General features: G+C 62.7%; 14 protein-coding genes. 8 read left to right on the top strand and 6 right to left on the bottom strand.

The window, feature by feature from the left end:
* The first annotated feature begins 4 nt into the window (after positions 1 to 4).
* From ACXX9E_RS17700 to ACXX9E_RS17665, 8 genes are all read left to right on the top strand, one after another.
* Positions 5 to 949, top strand: a complete 945-nt coding sequence (locus ACXX9E_RS17700; protein WP_222833083.1) for a DUF58 domain-containing protein — start codon at positions 5 to 7, stop codon at positions 947 to 949.
* A complete protein-coding gene (locus tag ACXX9E_RS17695) occupies positions 946 to 1,443 on the top strand; it encodes a DUF4381 domain-containing protein (RefSeq protein WP_123468028.1) in 498 nt (165 codons plus the stop codon). Before ACXX9E_RS17700 ends, ACXX9E_RS17695 begins: the two co-directional genes overlap by 4 nt.
* Positions 1,436 to 2,515, top strand: coding sequence for a vWA domain-containing protein (locus ACXX9E_RS17690; protein ID WP_123468026.1), 1,080 nt, complete (start codon positions 1,436 to 1,438; stop codon positions 2,513 to 2,515). Before ACXX9E_RS17695 ends, ACXX9E_RS17690 begins: the two co-directional genes overlap by 8 nt.
* Positions 2,512 to 4,248, top strand: coding sequence for a vWA domain-containing protein (locus tag ACXX9E_RS17685; protein ID WP_340133106.1), 1,737 nt, complete (start codon positions 2,512 to 2,514; stop codon positions 4,246 to 4,248). The genes ACXX9E_RS17690 and ACXX9E_RS17685 overlap by 4 nt, the downstream gene beginning before the upstream one ends.
* Positions 4,245 to 5,882: a BatD family protein gene (locus ACXX9E_RS17680; RefSeq protein WP_222833087.1), complete on the top strand. Its 1,638-nt coding sequence runs from the start codon at positions 4,245 to 4,247 to the stop codon at positions 5,880 to 5,882. Before ACXX9E_RS17685 ends, ACXX9E_RS17680 begins: the two co-directional genes overlap by 4 nt.
* Positions 5,883 to 6,064: 182 nt before the next feature.
* On the top strand, positions 6,065 to 7,309 hold the full coding sequence (locus ACXX9E_RS17675) for an exonuclease SbcCD subunit D C-terminal domain-containing protein (RefSeq protein ID WP_267795209.1): 1,245 nt from the start codon (positions 6,065 to 6,067) through the stop codon (positions 7,307 to 7,309).
* Entirely contained in the window at positions 7,306 to 10,947 is a 3,642-nt protein-coding gene (locus tag ACXX9E_RS17670; RefSeq protein ID WP_458555808.1) for an AAA family ATPase, read from the top strand. Before ACXX9E_RS17675 ends, ACXX9E_RS17670 begins: the two co-directional genes overlap by 4 nt.
* The gene (locus tag ACXX9E_RS17665; protein ID WP_447808627.1) at positions 10,944 to 11,528 is read left to right on the top strand and encodes a glutathione S-transferase; all 585 of its coding nucleotides are present in this window, start codon (positions 10,944 to 10,946) and stop codon (positions 11,526 to 11,528) included. Before ACXX9E_RS17670 ends, ACXX9E_RS17665 begins: the two co-directional genes overlap by 4 nt.
* A 174-nt stretch (positions 11,529 to 11,702) precedes the next feature.
* Here the strand turns inward: ACXX9E_RS17665 and ACXX9E_RS17660 are convergent, their stop codons facing one another.
* The 6 genes from ACXX9E_RS17660 to ACXX9E_RS17635 form a co-directional block, all read right to left on the bottom strand.
* A complete protein-coding gene (locus ACXX9E_RS17660; RefSeq protein ID WP_123468014.1) occupies positions 11,703 to 11,960 on the bottom strand; it encodes a hypothetical protein in 258 nt (85 codons plus the stop codon).
* The gene (locus tag ACXX9E_RS17655) at positions 11,957 to 12,169 is read right to left on the bottom strand and encodes a hypothetical protein (protein ID WP_128613760.1); all 213 of its coding nucleotides are present in this window, start codon (positions 12,167 to 12,169) and stop codon (positions 11,957 to 11,959) included. Before ACXX9E_RS17655 ends, ACXX9E_RS17660 begins: the two co-directional genes overlap by 4 nt.
* A gap of 262 nt (positions 12,170 to 12,431) precedes the next feature.
* Positions 12,432 to 12,611 carry a hypothetical protein gene (locus ACXX9E_RS17650; RefSeq protein ID WP_041062495.1) on the bottom strand — a complete coding sequence of 60 codons (180 nt, stop codon included), beginning with the start codon at positions 12,609 to 12,611 and terminating at the stop codon, positions 12,432 to 12,434.
* A gap of 156 nt (positions 12,612 to 12,767) precedes the next feature.
* Positions 12,768 to 13,943 carry a lactonase family protein gene (locus ACXX9E_RS17645; protein WP_128613761.1) on the bottom strand — a complete coding sequence of 392 codons (1,176 nt, stop codon included), beginning with the start codon at positions 13,941 to 13,943 and terminating at the stop codon, positions 12,768 to 12,770.
* Positions 13,943 to 14,242, bottom strand: a complete 300-nt coding sequence (locus ACXX9E_RS17640) for a DUF5629 family protein (RefSeq protein WP_123469157.1) — start codon at positions 14,240 to 14,242, stop codon at positions 13,943 to 13,945. Before ACXX9E_RS17640 ends, ACXX9E_RS17645 begins: the two co-directional genes overlap by 1 nt.
* 166 nt (positions 14,243 to 14,408) lie before the next feature.
* Entirely contained in the window at positions 14,409 to 15,989 is a 1,581-nt protein-coding gene (locus tag ACXX9E_RS17635; RefSeq protein WP_322374372.1) for an aldehyde dehydrogenase (NADP(+)), read from the bottom strand.
* Positions 15,990 to 15,994 lie beyond the last annotated feature (5 nt).

The following is a 15,994-nucleotide window of genomic DNA, read 5'->3' as shown; positions in this document are numbered from 1 at the left end:
CCCCATGAACGCCCCCCTGCCATCCGAACCGGGCATCCGCGTCAGCCTCGCCGAGCTGATCGAGATGCGCCACCGTGTGCGCGAGGTGCAGCTGTTTTCCACGCCGAGTCAGCGCAGCCCGCTGATCGGTCTGCACCACTCGAAATTCCGTGGTCGCGGCGTCGACTTCGATCAGGTGCGGGTCTACCAGGCTGGCGACGACGTGCGCACCATCGACTGGCGCGTGACGGCGCGCACGCAGGAGCCGCACACCAAGCTGTTCCATGAAGAACGCGAACGGCCGATTTTCATCATGGTCGAGCAAAGCACGCGGCTGTTTTTCGGTTCCGGGCTGATGTTCAAGTCGGTGCTCGCGGCGCAAGCGGCGGCGCTGATCGGCTGGGCCGCGCTGGGCCACAACGACCGGGTTGGCGGGCTGGTGTTCGGCGACAACGAGCACTACGAAATCAAACCGCGCCGCAGCAAGCAGAGCCTGCTGCAATTGCTCAACCGCCTGGTGAAGGTCAATCAGTCGCTGCATTCGGAGCGTGAGGCGGATCGTGATGCACTCGGCGTGGCCCTGCGGCGGGCACGGGAAGTGTTGCGTCCGGGCAGTCTGGTGATCGTGATCTGCGACGAGCGTGCGTTGTCCGACAGTGCCGAACAGCAACTGAGCCTGCTGTCGCGCCATTGCGACCTGCTGATGCTGCCGCTGTCCGATCCGCTGGATCACGCCCTGCCCGCTGCCGGCCTGTTACGCTTCGCCGAGCGCGGTGCCCAGTTGGAACTCGACACCCTCAATTTCGACCTGCGCCAGACCTACCGCGCCCAGGCCGAAGCGCGCATTGCCCGCTGGGAATTGCTCGCGCAGAAACTGCGGGTGCTGCTGATGCCGCTGAGCACGCAAAGTGAAATGGTCGAGCAGATGCGCGAGTTCCTTAATCCGCAGCGACCGGGGACCGGGCGATGAACGGCCTCGAACAACTGCAACCGCTGATTTCGCCGCCACCGATTGCCTTCTGGCCGCCGGCGCCGGGCTGGTGGCTGCTGCTGTTGCTGCTGCCATTGCTCGGCTACGGCGCGTGGCGTTTGCGCCGCTTCATCCCGCTCAAGAAGCGCCCGATCGTGCGCGCCGAACAGCCGCTGGACCCGGTGCGCATCGCCGCCCTCGCCGAACTCGCCCAAATGCCCAAGCCCTATGACGGCGCACCGGCGGGGGCCTGGCTGCAACAGCTCAACGGCCTGCTCAAGCGCTTGTGCCGCAACCATTACCCTTACAGCCAGAGCCACACACTCAACGGCCGCAAATGGCTGGCGTTCCTCGATAACCGTTGCCCGGCGGCCGGCCTGACACGCTGGATGGTCTTGGTCGAAGGCGCCTACAAACCGGAATGCAAACTCGACGACAAAGCCATCGCCGGCCTGACCCAGGCCGTCGACACCTGGATTCGCAAGCATGTTTGAGTTCGCCTGGCCGTGGATCTTTGCCCTGTTGCCGCTGCCGTGGCTGATGCGCCTTGTGCTGCCGGTGGCCGACAGTGGCGAGCCGGCATTGAAAGTCAGCTTTCTCTCGGACCTTGAAGGCCTCGCCCGCCGTCGCGCCCGCGCCAATCTGCCGGCGTGGCGTCAGCAAGCGCCATTCATGTTGCTGTGGTTATTGCTGTTGACCGCGGCCGCGCGCCCGCAATGGCTCGGCGAGCCGCTGCCGATTGCCGCCAGTGGCCGTGATCTGCTGGTGGCGGTGGACGTGTCCGGTTCGATGGACTTCCCCGACATGCAGTGGCAGGACGAAGACGTCAGTCGCTTGTCGCTGGTGCAGCACCTGCTCGGCGACTTTCTGGAAAGCCGCGATGGCGACCGCGTTGGCTTGATCCTGTTCGGCAGTAAGGCCTATTTGCAGGCGCCGCTGACCTTCGACCGTCACACCGTGCGGGTCTGGCTCGACGAAGCGCGGATCGGCATCGCCGGCAAGAACACCGCCATCGGCGACGCCATTGGTCTGGCCCTGAAACGCCTGCGCCTGCGTCCGGCACAAAGCCGTGTGCTGATTCTGGTCACTGACGGCGCCAACAATGGTGGCGAGATTGATCCGCTGACGGCGGCGAAACTGGCGGCCAGCGAAGGCGTGAAGATTTACCCGATCGGCATTGGCGCTAATCCTGAAGACAGCGGTTCGACCGGTTTGCTTGGGGTCAATCCGAGCCTGGACCTCGACGAGCCGGCACTCAGAGCCATCGCCGAGGCCACCGGCGGCCAGTATTTCCGCGCCCATGACGGCAAGGAACTGCAAGCGATCAAGGACACCCTCGATCAGCTCGAGCCGGTGACCCAGCAACCGACCGAGGCGCGTCCGGCGCAAGCCCTGTATCAGTGGCCGCTGGCCCTCGCCCTGTGGCTGAGCCTGTTGCTGGTCGCTCGCGAGTTGTGGCCGGACAATCCGCTGCAACGCCTGTTCACCAAGGAGCTGTATCTGCAAAGTCCGTTGCCTGACTGGCGCGAGCGCCTCAAGCGTCTGCGTCTGCGGAGGCGCCGATGATCGCGCTCTGGCCGCACTGGTTCCGTCCGTGGTGGTTGCTGCTGTTGCCGCTGCTCGGCTGGCTGCTCTGGCAACTCTGGCACCGGCAGAAACGTGCCGGGCGCTGGCAGATGATTCTGCCGCCGGCGTTTCATGCCACCCTGCTCAGCGGCGGTAACGGCCGCGACAGCAAGTTGCCGTGGGTCGCCCTCGGTGCGGCGTGGTTGCTGACCGTGCTGGCGTTGCTCGGGCCGAGTTGGGAGCGGGTCGAACAAACCAGCCAGAAACCCGCCGACCCGCTGGTGGTGATCCTCGAACTGACCCCGGAGATGCTCGCCACCGACTCACCACCGACTCGCCTGGAACAGGCGCGGCGCAAGCTGTTCGACCTGTTGCAGGCGCGCAGCGATGCGCAGACCGCCATCGTCGTCTACGCCGGCAGCGCGCACACGCTGGTGCCGCTGTCGGATGACCTGGCGACCAGTCGCAATCTGCTCGACGCACTCAAGCCGTCGTTGATGCCGGAAAGCGGCCATCGCGCTGATCTGGCCGTGAGTAAAGCGCTGGCCCTGCTGAAACAGGGCGCGCTTGGTCAGGGGCGGATTCTGTTGATCGGCTCGTCGCTGGATGAAGAAGAACGCCAAGGCATTCGCCGGGCACTGAGCGGGCAATCGCCACAATTGCTGATGCTCGGCATCGGCACCGCCGAAGGTGCGCCGATCGCCCAGGAGGACGGCAGTTTCCTCAAGGACGAACAAGGCGCGATCCGCGTCCCGCAACTCGACAGCCCGGGGCTTGCAGCCTTCCTCAACAGCGTTGGCGGCGAATACCACGCCGCGCGTCTGGACGAAAGCGACCTGGGCAGCCTCGGCCTGCTCAACGGCCCGCGCAGCTTGCGTGACGATGGCCAGACCGTGCGTCTCGACACGTGGGCCGATCAGGGTTACTGGCTGCTGTTGCCGCTGTTGTTGCTCGCCGCTTGCGCCGGGCGCCGTGGGTGGTTGTTCTGCCTGCCGCTGCTGTTTTGCTTGCCGCAGCCCAGCTACGCTTTTGAATTCGAAGACTTGTGGCTGCGCCCCGACCAACAAGGCCTGCACTTGCTCAAACAGAAGCGCCCGGCCGAAGCCGCGCAACATTTCGCAGATCACCAGTGGCAAGGGGTAGCGTTGTACGAGGCCGGCGACTACAGTGGCGCCGCCCAGCGCTTTGCCGAAGGCAGCGATGCCCGCGCCCACTACAATCGTGGCAACGCCCTGGCAAAAAGCGGTGAGCTGGAAGCGGCCATCGACGCCTATGAACAGGCGCTGGAGCTGCAACCGGATCTGCGTCCGGCGCAGACCAACAAGGCGCTGGTGGAAAACCTGCTGAAGCAGAAGCGCACCCCGCCGCCGCCCGAGCCGGAAAAATCCCCGGCGCAGCAGAATCTGCCCGGCGACGAACCACCGCCGGCGACCGCACCGCCCCCGGGGGTGAACAGCGAGACCCAGAGCGAGGCGCATCCCGCCGAGTCGGCCAGCGAACCGCCCGCGACCACACCGCCGCAGCCAGGCCCCAACGAAGTGCCAGGCAGCGATGAGGAAGAACAAACGGACACCGTGCCGACGCTGCGCCCGAGCGAGAACAACCTCGAAGGCGAGCAACGTCAGGCCCTGGAACAATGGCTGGGCAAGATCCCGGACGATCCGGGGGAATTGCTGCGACGCAAATTCTGGTACGAACAGCAACAACATCAGGATCAGGAAAACACTCGATGACCCGCTTCACCGCTCTCTTGCTGCCCCTGCTGATCTGCACGGCCACCGCCCAGGCGGCCGAGCTGACGGCCAGCGTGGATCGCAGTCGCCTGAACTCCGGCGAGACGGTCGAGCTCACCCTCGAAACCAACGATGTCACCCAGTTCGGCAAACCTGACCTGACGCCGCTGGAAGCGCTGTTCGAAGTGCGTGGCACGCGCCAGGTCAACCAGTTGAACACGCTCAATGGCGACAACCGCGCAACCACCCGCTGGATCATCACGCTGCTGCCGAAAGAGAACGGCAGCGTGGTGATTCCGCCGCTGCAACTGGGTGATGTGCAGAGCCAGCCGATCACCGTGCAAGTGGTCGAGAGCGACACCCGCGAAGAGAAAAACAACCTCGACCCGGTGTTCATCGAGGCCAGCCTCGATCAGTCCAGCGTCTATGTGCAGGCCCAGGCGATTCTGACCCTGCGCATCTACCATTCGGTGTCGCTGTACGACGACAGCAGCCTGACCCCGCTGCAAATCGCCGATGCGCGAATCGAGCAGCTCGGCGACACCCGCACCTATGAGAAAGACATCAACGGCGTGCGCCACGGTGTGATCGAAATGCGCTATGCAATCTACCCGCAGCACAGCGGCTTGCTGACCATCGCGCCGCAGATTTTCAGCGCCACGCTGGTCGACACGCAGCCCGCGCAGGACACGACCGCACAAGGCCCGAAACCGGGCAAGCTGATGCGCGTCAGCTCTTCGCAAATCCCGCTGACGGTCAAACCCAAGCCCCTGACCTACCCGGTCGACGCACCATGGTTACCGGCGCGCAGCCTGAGCCTGAGCGAGAGCTGGAACCCGGAGCCGGAACACACGCAAGTCGGCGACTCCCTGACCCGCAGCCTGACGCTGCGGGTCGAGGGGCTGGCCAGTTCGCAACTGCCGACCCTGCCCGGCACCGACGTCAATGGCCTGCGCCGCTACCCCGATCAACCGGTATTGAGCAACCAGAGCACTGACCGCGGCCTGGTCGGCAGCCGCGAAGAGCGCGAAGCCTTGGTGCCGAGCCGCAGCGGTTCGATCGAATTGCCGACCGTGGACGTGGTGTGGTGGAACACCTTCGAAGACCATCTGGAACACAGCAGTCTGCCCGCGCGCACCCTGCAAGTGGCGAACAATCCGAGCCTGCAGGTCGATACGCCGACCGGCAACCTGCAACCGGGCGTCGTCGATAACGATGTGTTGTGGTGGTGGAAACTCAGCACGCTGATTCTGGCCTGCACCACCCTGCTCGGCTTCGGCCTGTGGTGGCGCGCACGCTGGCAACCGGCGGTGCATCGTGCCGCGCAAACCGGGCCGAGCCCGCGCACCTTGATGGACGACATCAAACGGGCGTGCCAGGCCAATGATCCGCAAGCGACGCGGCAGGCGCTGGATGCGTGGGCGCGGCAGCAACCGGAGACGCTGGCCGATATGGCGGCGCGGTTTGTGCCGCTGTCCGACGCCCTCGACGGCCTCAACGGTGCGCTCTACAGCGAGACCGGACAGCATTGGCAGGGTGAGGATCTGTGGCGGGCGATACGCACGATTCCAGCGGCGGAGCGGGTGCAAGACCCGGTGGCTGACAGCGGCTTGCCGCCGCTTTATCCGAAATAAACCGTCCCCGGAATGCAGGGAATTCCGGGGCGAGGGCGCTTGCTCCCTCGCCACAACCTCCACGACCCAGCACCGCTGTCGCCACAACAGCCCTCCTGCCGCAATAATCTGTAAACTCTCCCCTCTTTCGCCGCCGTCATTTTCCAGCGGCCATTACCTCTTTTACTGTTGCGGAGTCCACCTTGCGTCTGTTCCACACCTCCGACTGGCACCTTGGGCAAAACCTGCACGGCCAGGAGCGCGATTTCGAACATGCGTGCTTCCTCGAATGGCTGCTGCGTCAATTGCAACTGGCGCAGCCGGACGTGCTGCTGATCGCCGGTGACATCTTCGACACGGTCAATCCACCGGTCAAAGCCCAGGAACGCCTCTACGATTTCATCGTCAGCGCCCACGAACAGCAGCCGTTGCTGACCATCGTGATGATTGCCGGCAACCACGATTCCGGCTCGCGGATCGAGCTGCCTGCGCCGTTGATGCGCCGCTTGCGCACGCATGCGCTGGGTCGGGTGTTGTGGCTGGATGACGGGCAACTGGATGCCGATCGTTTGTTGCTGCCATTGCCGGATAAAACCGGTGAAGTCGCCGCGTGGTGCCTGGCGCTGCCGTTCCTGCGTCCGGCGGAGGTGACTGGCGCGCATCTGGGCGACAACTATTTGCGTGGCATCGGTCAGGTACATGAGTGGCTGATCGAGGCGGCCAACGCCAAACGCCAAACCGGTCAGGCGCTGGTCGCCATCAGCCATGCGCACATGGCCGGCGGTTCGGTGTCGGAAGACTCCGAGCGCAGCCTGATCATCGGCAATGCCGAAGCCCTGCCCGCCAGCCTGTTCGGGCCGAGCATCAGTTATGTCGCCCTCGGCCATTTGCACAAGCCGCAGAAGGTCAACGGTGAAGAACGCATTCGCTACAGCGGCTCGCCGATCCCGTTGTCGTTTTCGGAGATTGGCTATCAACACCAGATCCTCGACGTCATCCTCGACGGCGAAACCCTGGTCAGCGTCGAGCCGAAACTGATTCCGCGCTCGGTCAACCTGCAACGCATTGGCCCGGCACCGCTGGCCGAGATCCTCCTGCAACTGGCGGACCTGCCAAACATCGACCTGCTCGCCGAAACCCAGCGCCAGCCGTGGCTGGAAGTGCGTGTGCGCCTCGACGAGCCGCAGCCGGACTTGCGCCATCAAGTCGAAACCGCGTTGCAAGGCAAAGCCGTGCGGCTGGTGCGCATCGCCGCTGAATACGCCGGTAACCGTGGCACGAACGGCGAGGAGGATGGCACCGCGCTGATCGAACTCGACCAACTCACCCCGCAGGAACTGTTCAGCCGCGCCTGGCTCGACAACTACGGCAACGAGGTCGATGAGCAGACGCTGAAGGACTTCGCCGAACTGCTGCAAGACGTACAACTGGAGGGCGAGCAGCCATGAAGATTCTCGCCATTCGCTTGAAAAACCTTGCCTCGCTGGCCGGGCCGTTCGAGATTGATTTCACCGCTGAGCCATTGGCCAGCGCCGGTTTGTTCGCGATCACCGGCCCGACGGGCGCGGGTAAAAGTACCCTGCTCGACGCCCTGTGCCTGGCGCTGTTCGGCGCCGTGCCGCGCCTGAACAACACCGGCCGTGACGCCAAAGTCCCGGATGCCGACGGCGAAATCGCCACCGGCGACCCGCGCACCTTGCTGCGACGTGGCACGGGTGAAGGTTATGCAGAAGTGGATTTCGTCGGCGTCGATGGCCGTCGTTACCGTGCGCGCTGGGAAGCCAACCGTGCCCGCGAGAAGGCCGGCGGCAAGTTGCAGGCCAGCCGGCAGAGCCTGCGCGACATCGACCAGGATCAACTGCTCGCCAGCCAGAAAGGCGAATACAAAACTCAACTGGAAGCTGCCCTCGGCCTGAACTTCGAACAGTTCACCCGCGCCGTGCTGCTGGCGCAGAGCGAGTTCAGCGCGTTCCTCAAGGCCGACGACAACGATCGCAGCGAGCTGCTGGAAAAACTCACCGACACCGCGCTGTACACCCGCCTCGGCCGCCGCGCCTTCGACAAGACCAAAGAGGCCCGCGAAGCGCACAAGCTATTGCAGGATCAGGCCACCGGCGTGACCCCGTTGGCGCCCGAAGCCCGGGCTGAACTGGATCAGCGTTTCAACGCCGCGCAACAGCAATTGAAACTGCAACAGGCGCAGCTCAAGCAACTTGAGCAGCAGCACAGCTGGCTCAAGGACTTGCGGGTGCTGCAAGACGCGCAGCAAGCTGCATCCGAGCAACTGCACAGTGCCCAACAACACTCGGAAAGTCTGGCTGGCGAGCGGGTGAAACTGACGCGCCTGGAGCAGCTCGGCCCACAACGACACCAGTTCGCGCGCAAAACCGAACTCGATGCCCTACTGACGCCACTGGCCGCGCAAATCGCCGCGCACACCCGGCAACACGCCGAACTGACTGAGCGCCAGACGCAGCTGGAGCACAACCTCGAAGCGGCGAAAATCGCCCTGAGCGAAGCACAACAACGACAAAGCGAAAACGCGCCGCTGTTGCGTCAGGCCTTTGAAGAGCAAAGCACCCTCGCCCGTCTGGCCAAGGAAGTCGCCCAAAGCGCCGAAGCCAGGCTCAATGCGCAGCAGGCCTGCACTGAGGGACACAACGCCATTCAAGGCTTGCTGGAAAACCAGCGTCAGGTCGCCGAACGCCTGCAACGCATCGCCGCCGAGCTTGAGCAAAGCGCTCATCTGGCGCCGCTGAGCGACGCCTGGAATGCCTACCGCGATCGCCTGCAACAGTTGATGTTGATCGGCAATCGTTTGAACAAAGGTCAGACGGAACTGGCGAGCCTCGAAGAAAACGCCACGCGCAGCGCCGCAGAGCTGACCACGCAGAAACAGCAACTTGAAGTGCTGTTCAAAGAGGCCGGCGCCGAACCCGATGCCGTCGCCGAACAGATCGGCATTCTCGGCACGCTGCTGCAGGACAACCGCAAGCAACTGCGTGCGATTGAAGACCTGTCGCGGTTGTGGGTCAGCCAGCAGGAGCTGGACAAGCGCAGCGCCGAACTGCAACAACGCCAGCTCAGCGCCCAGCAGGAACGCGAACGCCTGACCCAGGACGGGGTAAAAACCAAAGCCGAGCTGACGGTCGCCGAACAAACCCTGAACGTCACCCGCGAACTGCTCGAACGCCAGCGTCTGGCGCGCAGTGCCAGCGTCGAAGAGTTACGTGCGCAGTTGCAGGACGACCAGCCGTGCCCGGTCTGTGGCAGCAACGAGCACCCCTATCATCAGCCCGAAGCCTTGCTGCAAAGCCTCGGCCGCCATGATGAAAGCGAACAGGCCAACGCTCAGCAGGTGGTCGATCAGCTCAAGGAAAAACTCATCGAGCTGCGCGCCGAAGTCGGTGGCGTGATCGCTCAGCAAAAGGAACTGCTGCAACAGCAGGAACAACTGGCCGCGCAGCAACAGGCGCTTGCGCCGAGCCTCGACGCGCATCCGCTGACTGCTCAGTTACTGAATCAGGACACCGACAAACGCGATGCCTGGCTGACCCGGCAAAACGAGCAGTTGAACCAGAGCATCAGCCAGGACGAACAGCGCCAGAGCGCCCTGCTCACCCTGCAACAGGACGCGGCGCGTCTGACTCAGCAATTGCGCCAGGCCGAAACCGCGCACCAGCAAGCGGCGCAGCACCTGAGCAATCAGCAGCGCGAGTTGAGCAGCGATCGTCAGCGTCTCGACGAAGAACTCGCGGCGTTCGGCAACTTGCTTGCAGCGGACACGCTTGAGGCCTTGCGCCTCGAGCCGGCGGCGACGTTCATGCAGCTGGACCGGCAGATTGCCGAGCGTCTGGCGCAGGTCGAGCAGCAAAAGGAAGAACTGGCCGAACAGCAGCAACGTCAACAGACGCTGGAGAAGGAACAGGACCGCCAACTGAGCCGCGTCCAGCAGCAGCAAAACGCCGAGCAGCAGTTCAGCACATTGGCCGCGCAGCAACAGGCCTGTCAGACCCAACTCGCGCAACTGCTCGGCGAACACAGCAGCGCCGAGCACTGGCAGCAACAACTGGAACAGGCTGTGGAGCAGGCGCGCAACGCCGAGACCAGCACGACTCAGGAACTACAGGATGTGCGCACGCAACGCGTGCAGACCGGCGCCGAACTCAAGGCTCAGCAAGAACGCTTGCAAGCACTGCAAAGCGAAGACAGCGAGCTGACGCAAAAGATTGCCGACTGGCGCGCCCGACATCCGGAGCTTGATGACGGTGGCCTCGAAGATCTGCTGCGGGTCGATGACGGTCAAGTCGCCGAACTGCGCCAGCGCTTGCAGCACACTGAAAAAGCCATCGAGCAGGCCAGGGTCTTGCTGCAAGAGCGCGACCAGCGCCTGTTCGATCATCAGGCGCAGCACAACGGCGACCTTGATGCCGAGCAACTGGCCAGCGCCCTCGCCGACCTGCAAAACCAGTTCAACATCAGTGAACAGCAATGCGCCGAACTCCGCGCCGAACAGGCAGAAGATCAGCGCCGGCAAAACGCCAATCAGGCGCTGGCGCAGCAGATCGCCGAGGCCTACGCCGAATATCAGCGTTGGGCACGGCTCAGCGCGCTGATCGGGTCCGCCACCGGTGACACATTCCGCAAAATCGCCCAGGCCTACAACCTCGACCTGCTGGTGCATCACGCCAACGTGCAGTTGCGCCAACTGGTCAAACGCTATCGCCTCAAGCGCGGCGGCAGCATGCTCGGCCTGCTGGTGATGGACACGGAAATGGGCGATGAACTGCGCTCGGTGCATTCGTTGTCCGGCGGCGAAACGTTCCTGGTGTCGCTGGCCCTCGCATTGGGGCTGGCGTCGATGGCGTCGAGCACACTGAAAATCGAATCGCTGTTTATCGACGAAGGCTTTGGCAGCCTCGATCCGGAGTCGCTGCAACTGGCGATGGATGCGCTCGACGGGTTGCAGGCCCAGGGCCGCAAGGTGGCGGTGATTTCCCACGTACAGGAAATGCACGAGCGGATTCCGGTGCAGATTCAGGTGCAGCGTCAGGGCAATGGTTTGAGCACCCTGGAGGTGAAATGAATACGCTGTATTCATTCCGCCGCTGCCCCTATGCGATGCGTGCGCGGATGGCCCTGCGTTATTGCGCAGTGCCGGTGGAGATCGTCGAAGTCAGCCTCAAGGCCAAGCCCGCCGAGATGCTGGCGATCTCGCCCAAGGGCACGGTGCCGGTGCTGGATGCCGGTGGACAGGTGATTGACGAGAGTCTGGAGATCATGCGCTGGGCCTTGGCGCAGCATGATCCGCAGGGCTGGTTACTGGGGGGTGATCCACGGATTGCCGAGTTGATCGAGGCTAATGATCAGGTGTTCAAGGTGCATCTGAATCGCTACAAGTACGCCGAACGCTATCCCGAGCAGCCGATGGAAGTTTATCGGGCTGAGGGCGCGTTGTTTTTGCAGCGTCTGGATGAGCTGCTGACCGATCGTGAGTACTTGCTGGCCGATCACTTGAGTCTGGCGGATGTGGCGTTGCTGCCGTTCGTGCGGCAGTTTGCGCATGTGGATCGCGAGTGGTTTGCGCAGACGCCTTATGTGCGGTTGCAGGCGTGGTTGCAGCGCTTCCTCGAATCCGAGCTGTTTACGGCGATCATGAAGAAGTAACCCTGAATTTCTGCTACCGAACACCTTGTGGCGAGGGGATTCATCCCCGATGGGCGGCGAAGCTGCCCTGAAATCAGAAACCTCGGCGTATCAGAACAATCCGGTTTGCCGGGTCTGGGGCCGCTTCGCGACCCATCGGGGGATGAATCCCCTCGCCACAGTGGTTCGCGTTGTCTAGGCGAGTGCGTTGCACATGCCGAGTGCCATGCAATCCACTTCAAAGGGGCCGAGAAAATCGGCAGAGACTTTCATCGGTGGATTGCCGGCCATCAGCCCCAGGGTATTTGCCCGTTCGATGTTGTGCGCGATGGTGTGATTGGCCTCTATGGCCCGTGCCAGTGCGCCGACCGAACCCTGACCGAAGCCGAGTAACGCAGCGCCGTTGGTCATCAGTGCCAGACCGGCGATGACCCAAAGTCTGTAGCCTTTCATGCTCCGCCTACCCCTGCGAGTTCCGCCCGATCGACCAGCACGCTGTCTGCGCGGTGTTCGAACTGGATGCCGGGGTGTGCGACCTGGATCGGTGCGTCAAACGTGTGTTGCGTCTGGGCGGCGACGCTGACGAACAACACCAGGACCAGGTAAAGACCAATGGCCATATAGGCGCCGCGCCTGGCTGAGGTGATGATTGCACTGGCCATGATGTTTCTCCGTGGGCATGTTTCAGTGCCGTCAGGATCAATCAAAAAAACCGTGCTAACCACTCAGGGTTTGCCATAGTAAACATCAACCTGGTTGATTATTTAGCCGGTCTATCTCTGCGATGGAGAAAACCTGTCGAGAGAAGATTTTTCGATCACGCAAACGTGCAGGCGCTGCCGAAGGCTGCGATCTTTTGACATTCAAGATGCAAAGATCGCAGCCTTCGGCAGCGCCTGCTGGGCGTTGTTCGAAGCGGGCATTTCAGTGTTGGGCTTTGTGATCCAGGGCGGCGTAGAAGTTGGCGCTCTGTTGCAGGTATTTCTGGGTGTAGCTCTGGGTGTGGGATTTTTTGCTGGCGATTTCAACGTTGGCGCTGGCTGGCAGGGCCACGGTGGCAGAGATGGCGGAAGCGGCGATGACGGAGAAGAGATTGAAGTTCATGGCGGTAACCCTCGTATTCGTTTGGCTGGCTTGCCCGGTTGGGCCGTGAAGCAAACTTAACGCTCGAGGGTTGATCGCTTGAAATGCTTTGTAGCATTACCGGATATCAGCGCGATTAATACAAAGAGACAGGCCCCGTAATCCGGGGCCTGTGGCTTATTGTCGCAGCAAAAACTTCAGGTCACTCGGGGCGTCCATCGGCAGTTTTTGCACGGTTTTGCCGAGCAGGCCGGTCTTGGCATCACGCTCGACAACAACAATGTCGTTGCTCTTCTGGTTGGCGATCAGCAGAAACTTGCCGCTCGGATCGAGGCTGAACTCCCGTGGGTGATCGCCCTCCACCGAACGTTTTTGCAGCTCTTTGAGCTGGCCGTTCGCCGGATCAATGCTGAACACCAGCAGCTGATTGGCAGTGCCACGGTTGCTGACGTAAAGAAACTTGCCATCGGCCGATGCATGCAGCGCGGCAGCGGCTTTGTCAGAGGTTGGCTGCCCAGCGGCCAGATCGACCAGTTGCGTCTGGGTCAGTACACCGTCGTTGTAATCGAACACCGCGACTTGCGCGCTCATTTCCATGGTCAGCCAGGCATGTTTGCCGTCTGCGCTGAACAGCAAATGACGTGGGCCGCTGCCGGCAGGCAACGCCACAGAAGCGGTTTTCGCCGGGGTCAGCGGCAGCTCCGGATTGGCCTTCGGGTCGAATTGATAAATGAAGACTTTGTCCGCGCCCAGATCATTGGAGAACACGTAGCGGCCGTCCGGCGAAGAAACCGTCGAGTGCACGTGGTTCGAGGCCTGGCGCTCAGGATTGACCCGGCTCGCCGGGTGCGCACTCATCTGCACCACCGGTTTGAGTTTGCCATCCGCACCGACCGGCAATACCGCCAGCGTTCCACCCGGATCTTCCACCACCGAATAGTTGCTGACGAACAGATGGCCGGCATCGCCGCTGAGGCTGGAATGAGTCGGCTCGTTGCCCAGGCTCTGCACTTGATTGATCAGGCTCAAGGCGTGGGTCTTGGGGTCGATCGAATAGCTGCTGACACGGCCAACCGGGTCTTTCTGGCCCGGGCCGTTTTCGTTGACCACGAACAGACGTTTCTGGTCTTTGGACAGGGTCAGCCACGACGGGTTTTCGCTCTTCACCACTTGCAACGGCTTGGCGTCGATCTGGCCGGTGGTGCTGTCGAATTTCATGCGATAGATGCCCTGGCTGCTGCCGGCGGTGTAGGAGCCGACCAGCAACTGGAAGGTCTCGGCGCTGGCCGTGGACAGGCCCATCGCGCCAACGCTGCCGGCCATCAACAACGGCCATAATTTACGCATGTTCATTAATTGTCATCCTCGTCATCACTGCTGCTGACTACATCGCCAAGGCAGACCAGGCGGTGTTCGCCAGTGGTTTTGGTGTCGCTGGCATAGCCAACGATCAACCAGCTCTGCAGGTCTTCGTCAAACGTCGCCGCTGCAACCTGCGCCGGCGTGAACTCCCAATGCTTGGCCGCGCGGCCGTCGATGCATTCGATGTGCAGGTTGTCGTCTTCGTCGAGGGCGAATTCGAAGGCATGCAGGCCGTCGATTTCCACCATACCGCAGTGTTCGAGGGCGTTGAGAAGGGTTTGGGCAGTCATGGCAATCAAGTCTTTCAGGGGGAAAACCGGCAATGATAGCTCATTGTGGGCGCAGAACCCTGTGGGAGCTGGCTTGCCAGCGATAGCAATGTGTCAGACACATCAATGTTGAAGGTGCCGTCCTCATCGCTGGCAAGCCAGCTCCCACAGGGATATCCGCTTTCAGTTACAACGCATCGCGCGAAGGCTTGCCATCCACCAAGCGCTGAATGCGCAGCGGGTTAGCGTTTTTCAGTGGCTCCGGCAGCAAGCTGTCGGGGTAGTTCTGGAAACACACCGGGCGCAGGAAACGGTCGATCGCCAGCGTGCCGACTGAGGTGCCGCGGGCATCGGACGTCGCCGGGTATGGGCCGCCATGCACCATCGCATCGCACACCTCGACACCGGTCGGATAACCATTGAGCAGGATCCGCCCGACCTTTTGCTCGAGCAACGGCGTCAGCTCCGGGAAGCGTTCGAAATCCGCCTGTTCGCCGATAATCGTCGCCGTCAGTTGCCCGTGCAAGCCGTTCAACGCGGCACTGAGTTGCGCTTTGTCCGCGACCTCGACGATCACCGTGGTCGGGCCGAACACTTCTTCCTGCAGCACTTCGTCGCCGTCGATCAACAGGCTGACATCAGCCTTGAACAACTGCGGTTGCGCCTGATTGCCCTGCTGCGGATTACCCGCCAGATGCTCGATGCCCGGATGCGCGGCCAGCTTCTGCAAGCCTTTGCCGTAGCTGCCAAGGGTGCCGGCGTTGAGCATGGTTTGCGCTGGTTGATCGCCGATCAAGGCGCCGACCTGCTGCACGAAAGCCGTGAACTGCGGCGAACGAATACCAATGACCAGACCGGGATTGGTACAGAACTGACCGCAGCCCTGCACCACCGAAGCGGTCAGGTCACGGGCGACCGTTTCCGAGCGTTCGGCCAGTGCCTGCGGCAGGACGATCACCGGGTTGATGCTCGACATCTCAGCGAACACTGGAATCGGTTGCGCACGCGCAGCGGCCATGTCGCACAGCGCACGTCCGCCCTTGAGCGAACCGGTGAAGCCTACCGCCTGAATCGCCGGGTGCTTGACCAGCCACTCACCCACGCCGCCACCGTAGATCATGTTGAATACGCCGGCCGGCATCGCGGTTTTTTCCGCGGCACGGATCAACGCATCGGCCACCCGCTCAGCTGTGGCCATGTGGCCGCTGTGGGCCTTGAATACCACCGGGCAACCGGCGGCCAGTGCCGCCGCGGTGTCGCCGCCGGCGGTGGAAAACGCCAGAGGGAAGTTGCTTGCGCCAAACACCGCTACCGGGCCGAGACCAATACGGTATTGGCGCAGATCCGGACGCGGCAGTGGCTGGCGATCCGGCAACGGCCGGTCAATGCGCGCACCGTAAAAATCACCCCGGCGCAGGACTTTGGCGAACAGACGCATCTGCCCGCTGGTGCGTCCGCGCTCGCCTTGAATGCGTCCGGCGGGCAATGCGGTTTCCCGGCAGACCAGCGCGACGAAATCATCACCGAGCGCATCCAGTTCATCGGCGATCGCGTCGAGAAACTGTGCACGCCGTTCAGCACTAAGGCTGCGGTACGCCGGGTACGCCGCCGCAGCGGCCTGGGCGGCGGCAGCGACTTCCTGCTCGGTGGCCTGGATGAATGCGTAGGGCAGGTTTTCACCGGTCGTGGCGTCAACGCTGTGCAGTTTGATGTCGCCAGCCGCGCTGCGCTGACCGCCGATGTAGTTGTGACCGAGAATCTGCGTCATGGGAT

This window comes from Pseudomonas sp. GNP014, assembly GCF_054344005.1.
Note: the sequence above shows the minus strand (reverse complement) of the source record. Positions and strands in the feature narration are given on the sequence as shown.

What these genes read in the sequence shown, in the direction of transcription:
- ACXX9E_RS17700 (WP_222833083.1), top strand. Translation starts at nt 5, where the DNA reads ATGAACGCCCCCCTGCCATCCGAACCGGGCATCCGCGTCAGCCTCGCC.
- ACXX9E_RS17695 (WP_123468028.1), top strand. Translation starts at nt 946, where the DNA reads ATGAACGGCCTCGAACAACTGCAACCGCTGATTTCGCCGCCACCGATT.
- ACXX9E_RS17690 (WP_123468026.1), top strand. Translation starts at nt 1,436, where the DNA reads ATGTTTGAGTTCGCCTGGCCGTGGATCTTTGCCCTGTTGCCGCTGCCG.
- ACXX9E_RS17685 (WP_340133106.1), top strand. Translation starts at nt 2,512, where the DNA reads ATGATCGCGCTCTGGCCGCACTGGTTCCGTCCGTGGTGGTTGCTGCTG.
- ACXX9E_RS17680 (WP_222833087.1), top strand. Translation starts at nt 4,245, where the DNA reads ATGACCCGCTTCACCGCTCTCTTGCTGCCCCTGCTGATCTGCACGGCC.
- ACXX9E_RS17670 (WP_458555808.1), top strand. Translation starts at nt 7,306, where the DNA reads ATGAAGATTCTCGCCATTCGCTTGAAAAACCTTGCCTCGCTGGCCGGG.
- ACXX9E_RS17665 (WP_447808627.1), top strand. Translation starts at nt 10,944, where the DNA reads ATGAATACGCTGTATTCATTCCGCCGCTGCCCCTATGCGATGCGTGCG.
- ACXX9E_RS17660 (WP_123468014.1), bottom strand. Translation starts at nt 11,960, where the DNA reads ATGAAAGGCTACAGACTTTGGGTCATCGCCGGTCTGGCACTGATGACC.
- ACXX9E_RS17655 (WP_128613760.1), bottom strand. Translation starts at nt 12,169, where the DNA reads ATGGCCAGTGCAATCATCACCTCAGCCAGGCGCGGCGCCTATATGGCC.
- ACXX9E_RS17650 (WP_041062495.1), bottom strand. Translation starts at nt 12,611, where the DNA reads ATGAACTTCAATCTCTTCTCCGTCATCGCCGCTTCCGCCATCTCTGCC.
- ACXX9E_RS17645 (WP_128613761.1), bottom strand. Translation starts at nt 13,943, where the DNA reads ATGAACATGCGTAAATTATGGCCGTTGTTGATGGCCGGCAGCGTTGGC.
- ACXX9E_RS17640 (WP_123469157.1), bottom strand. Translation starts at nt 14,242, where the DNA reads ATGACTGCCCAAACCCTTCTCAACGCCCTCGAACACTGCGGTATGGTG.
- ACXX9E_RS17635 (WP_322374372.1), bottom strand. Translation starts at nt 15,989, where the DNA reads ATGACGCAGATTCTCGGTCACAACTACATCGGCGGTCAGCGCAGCGCG.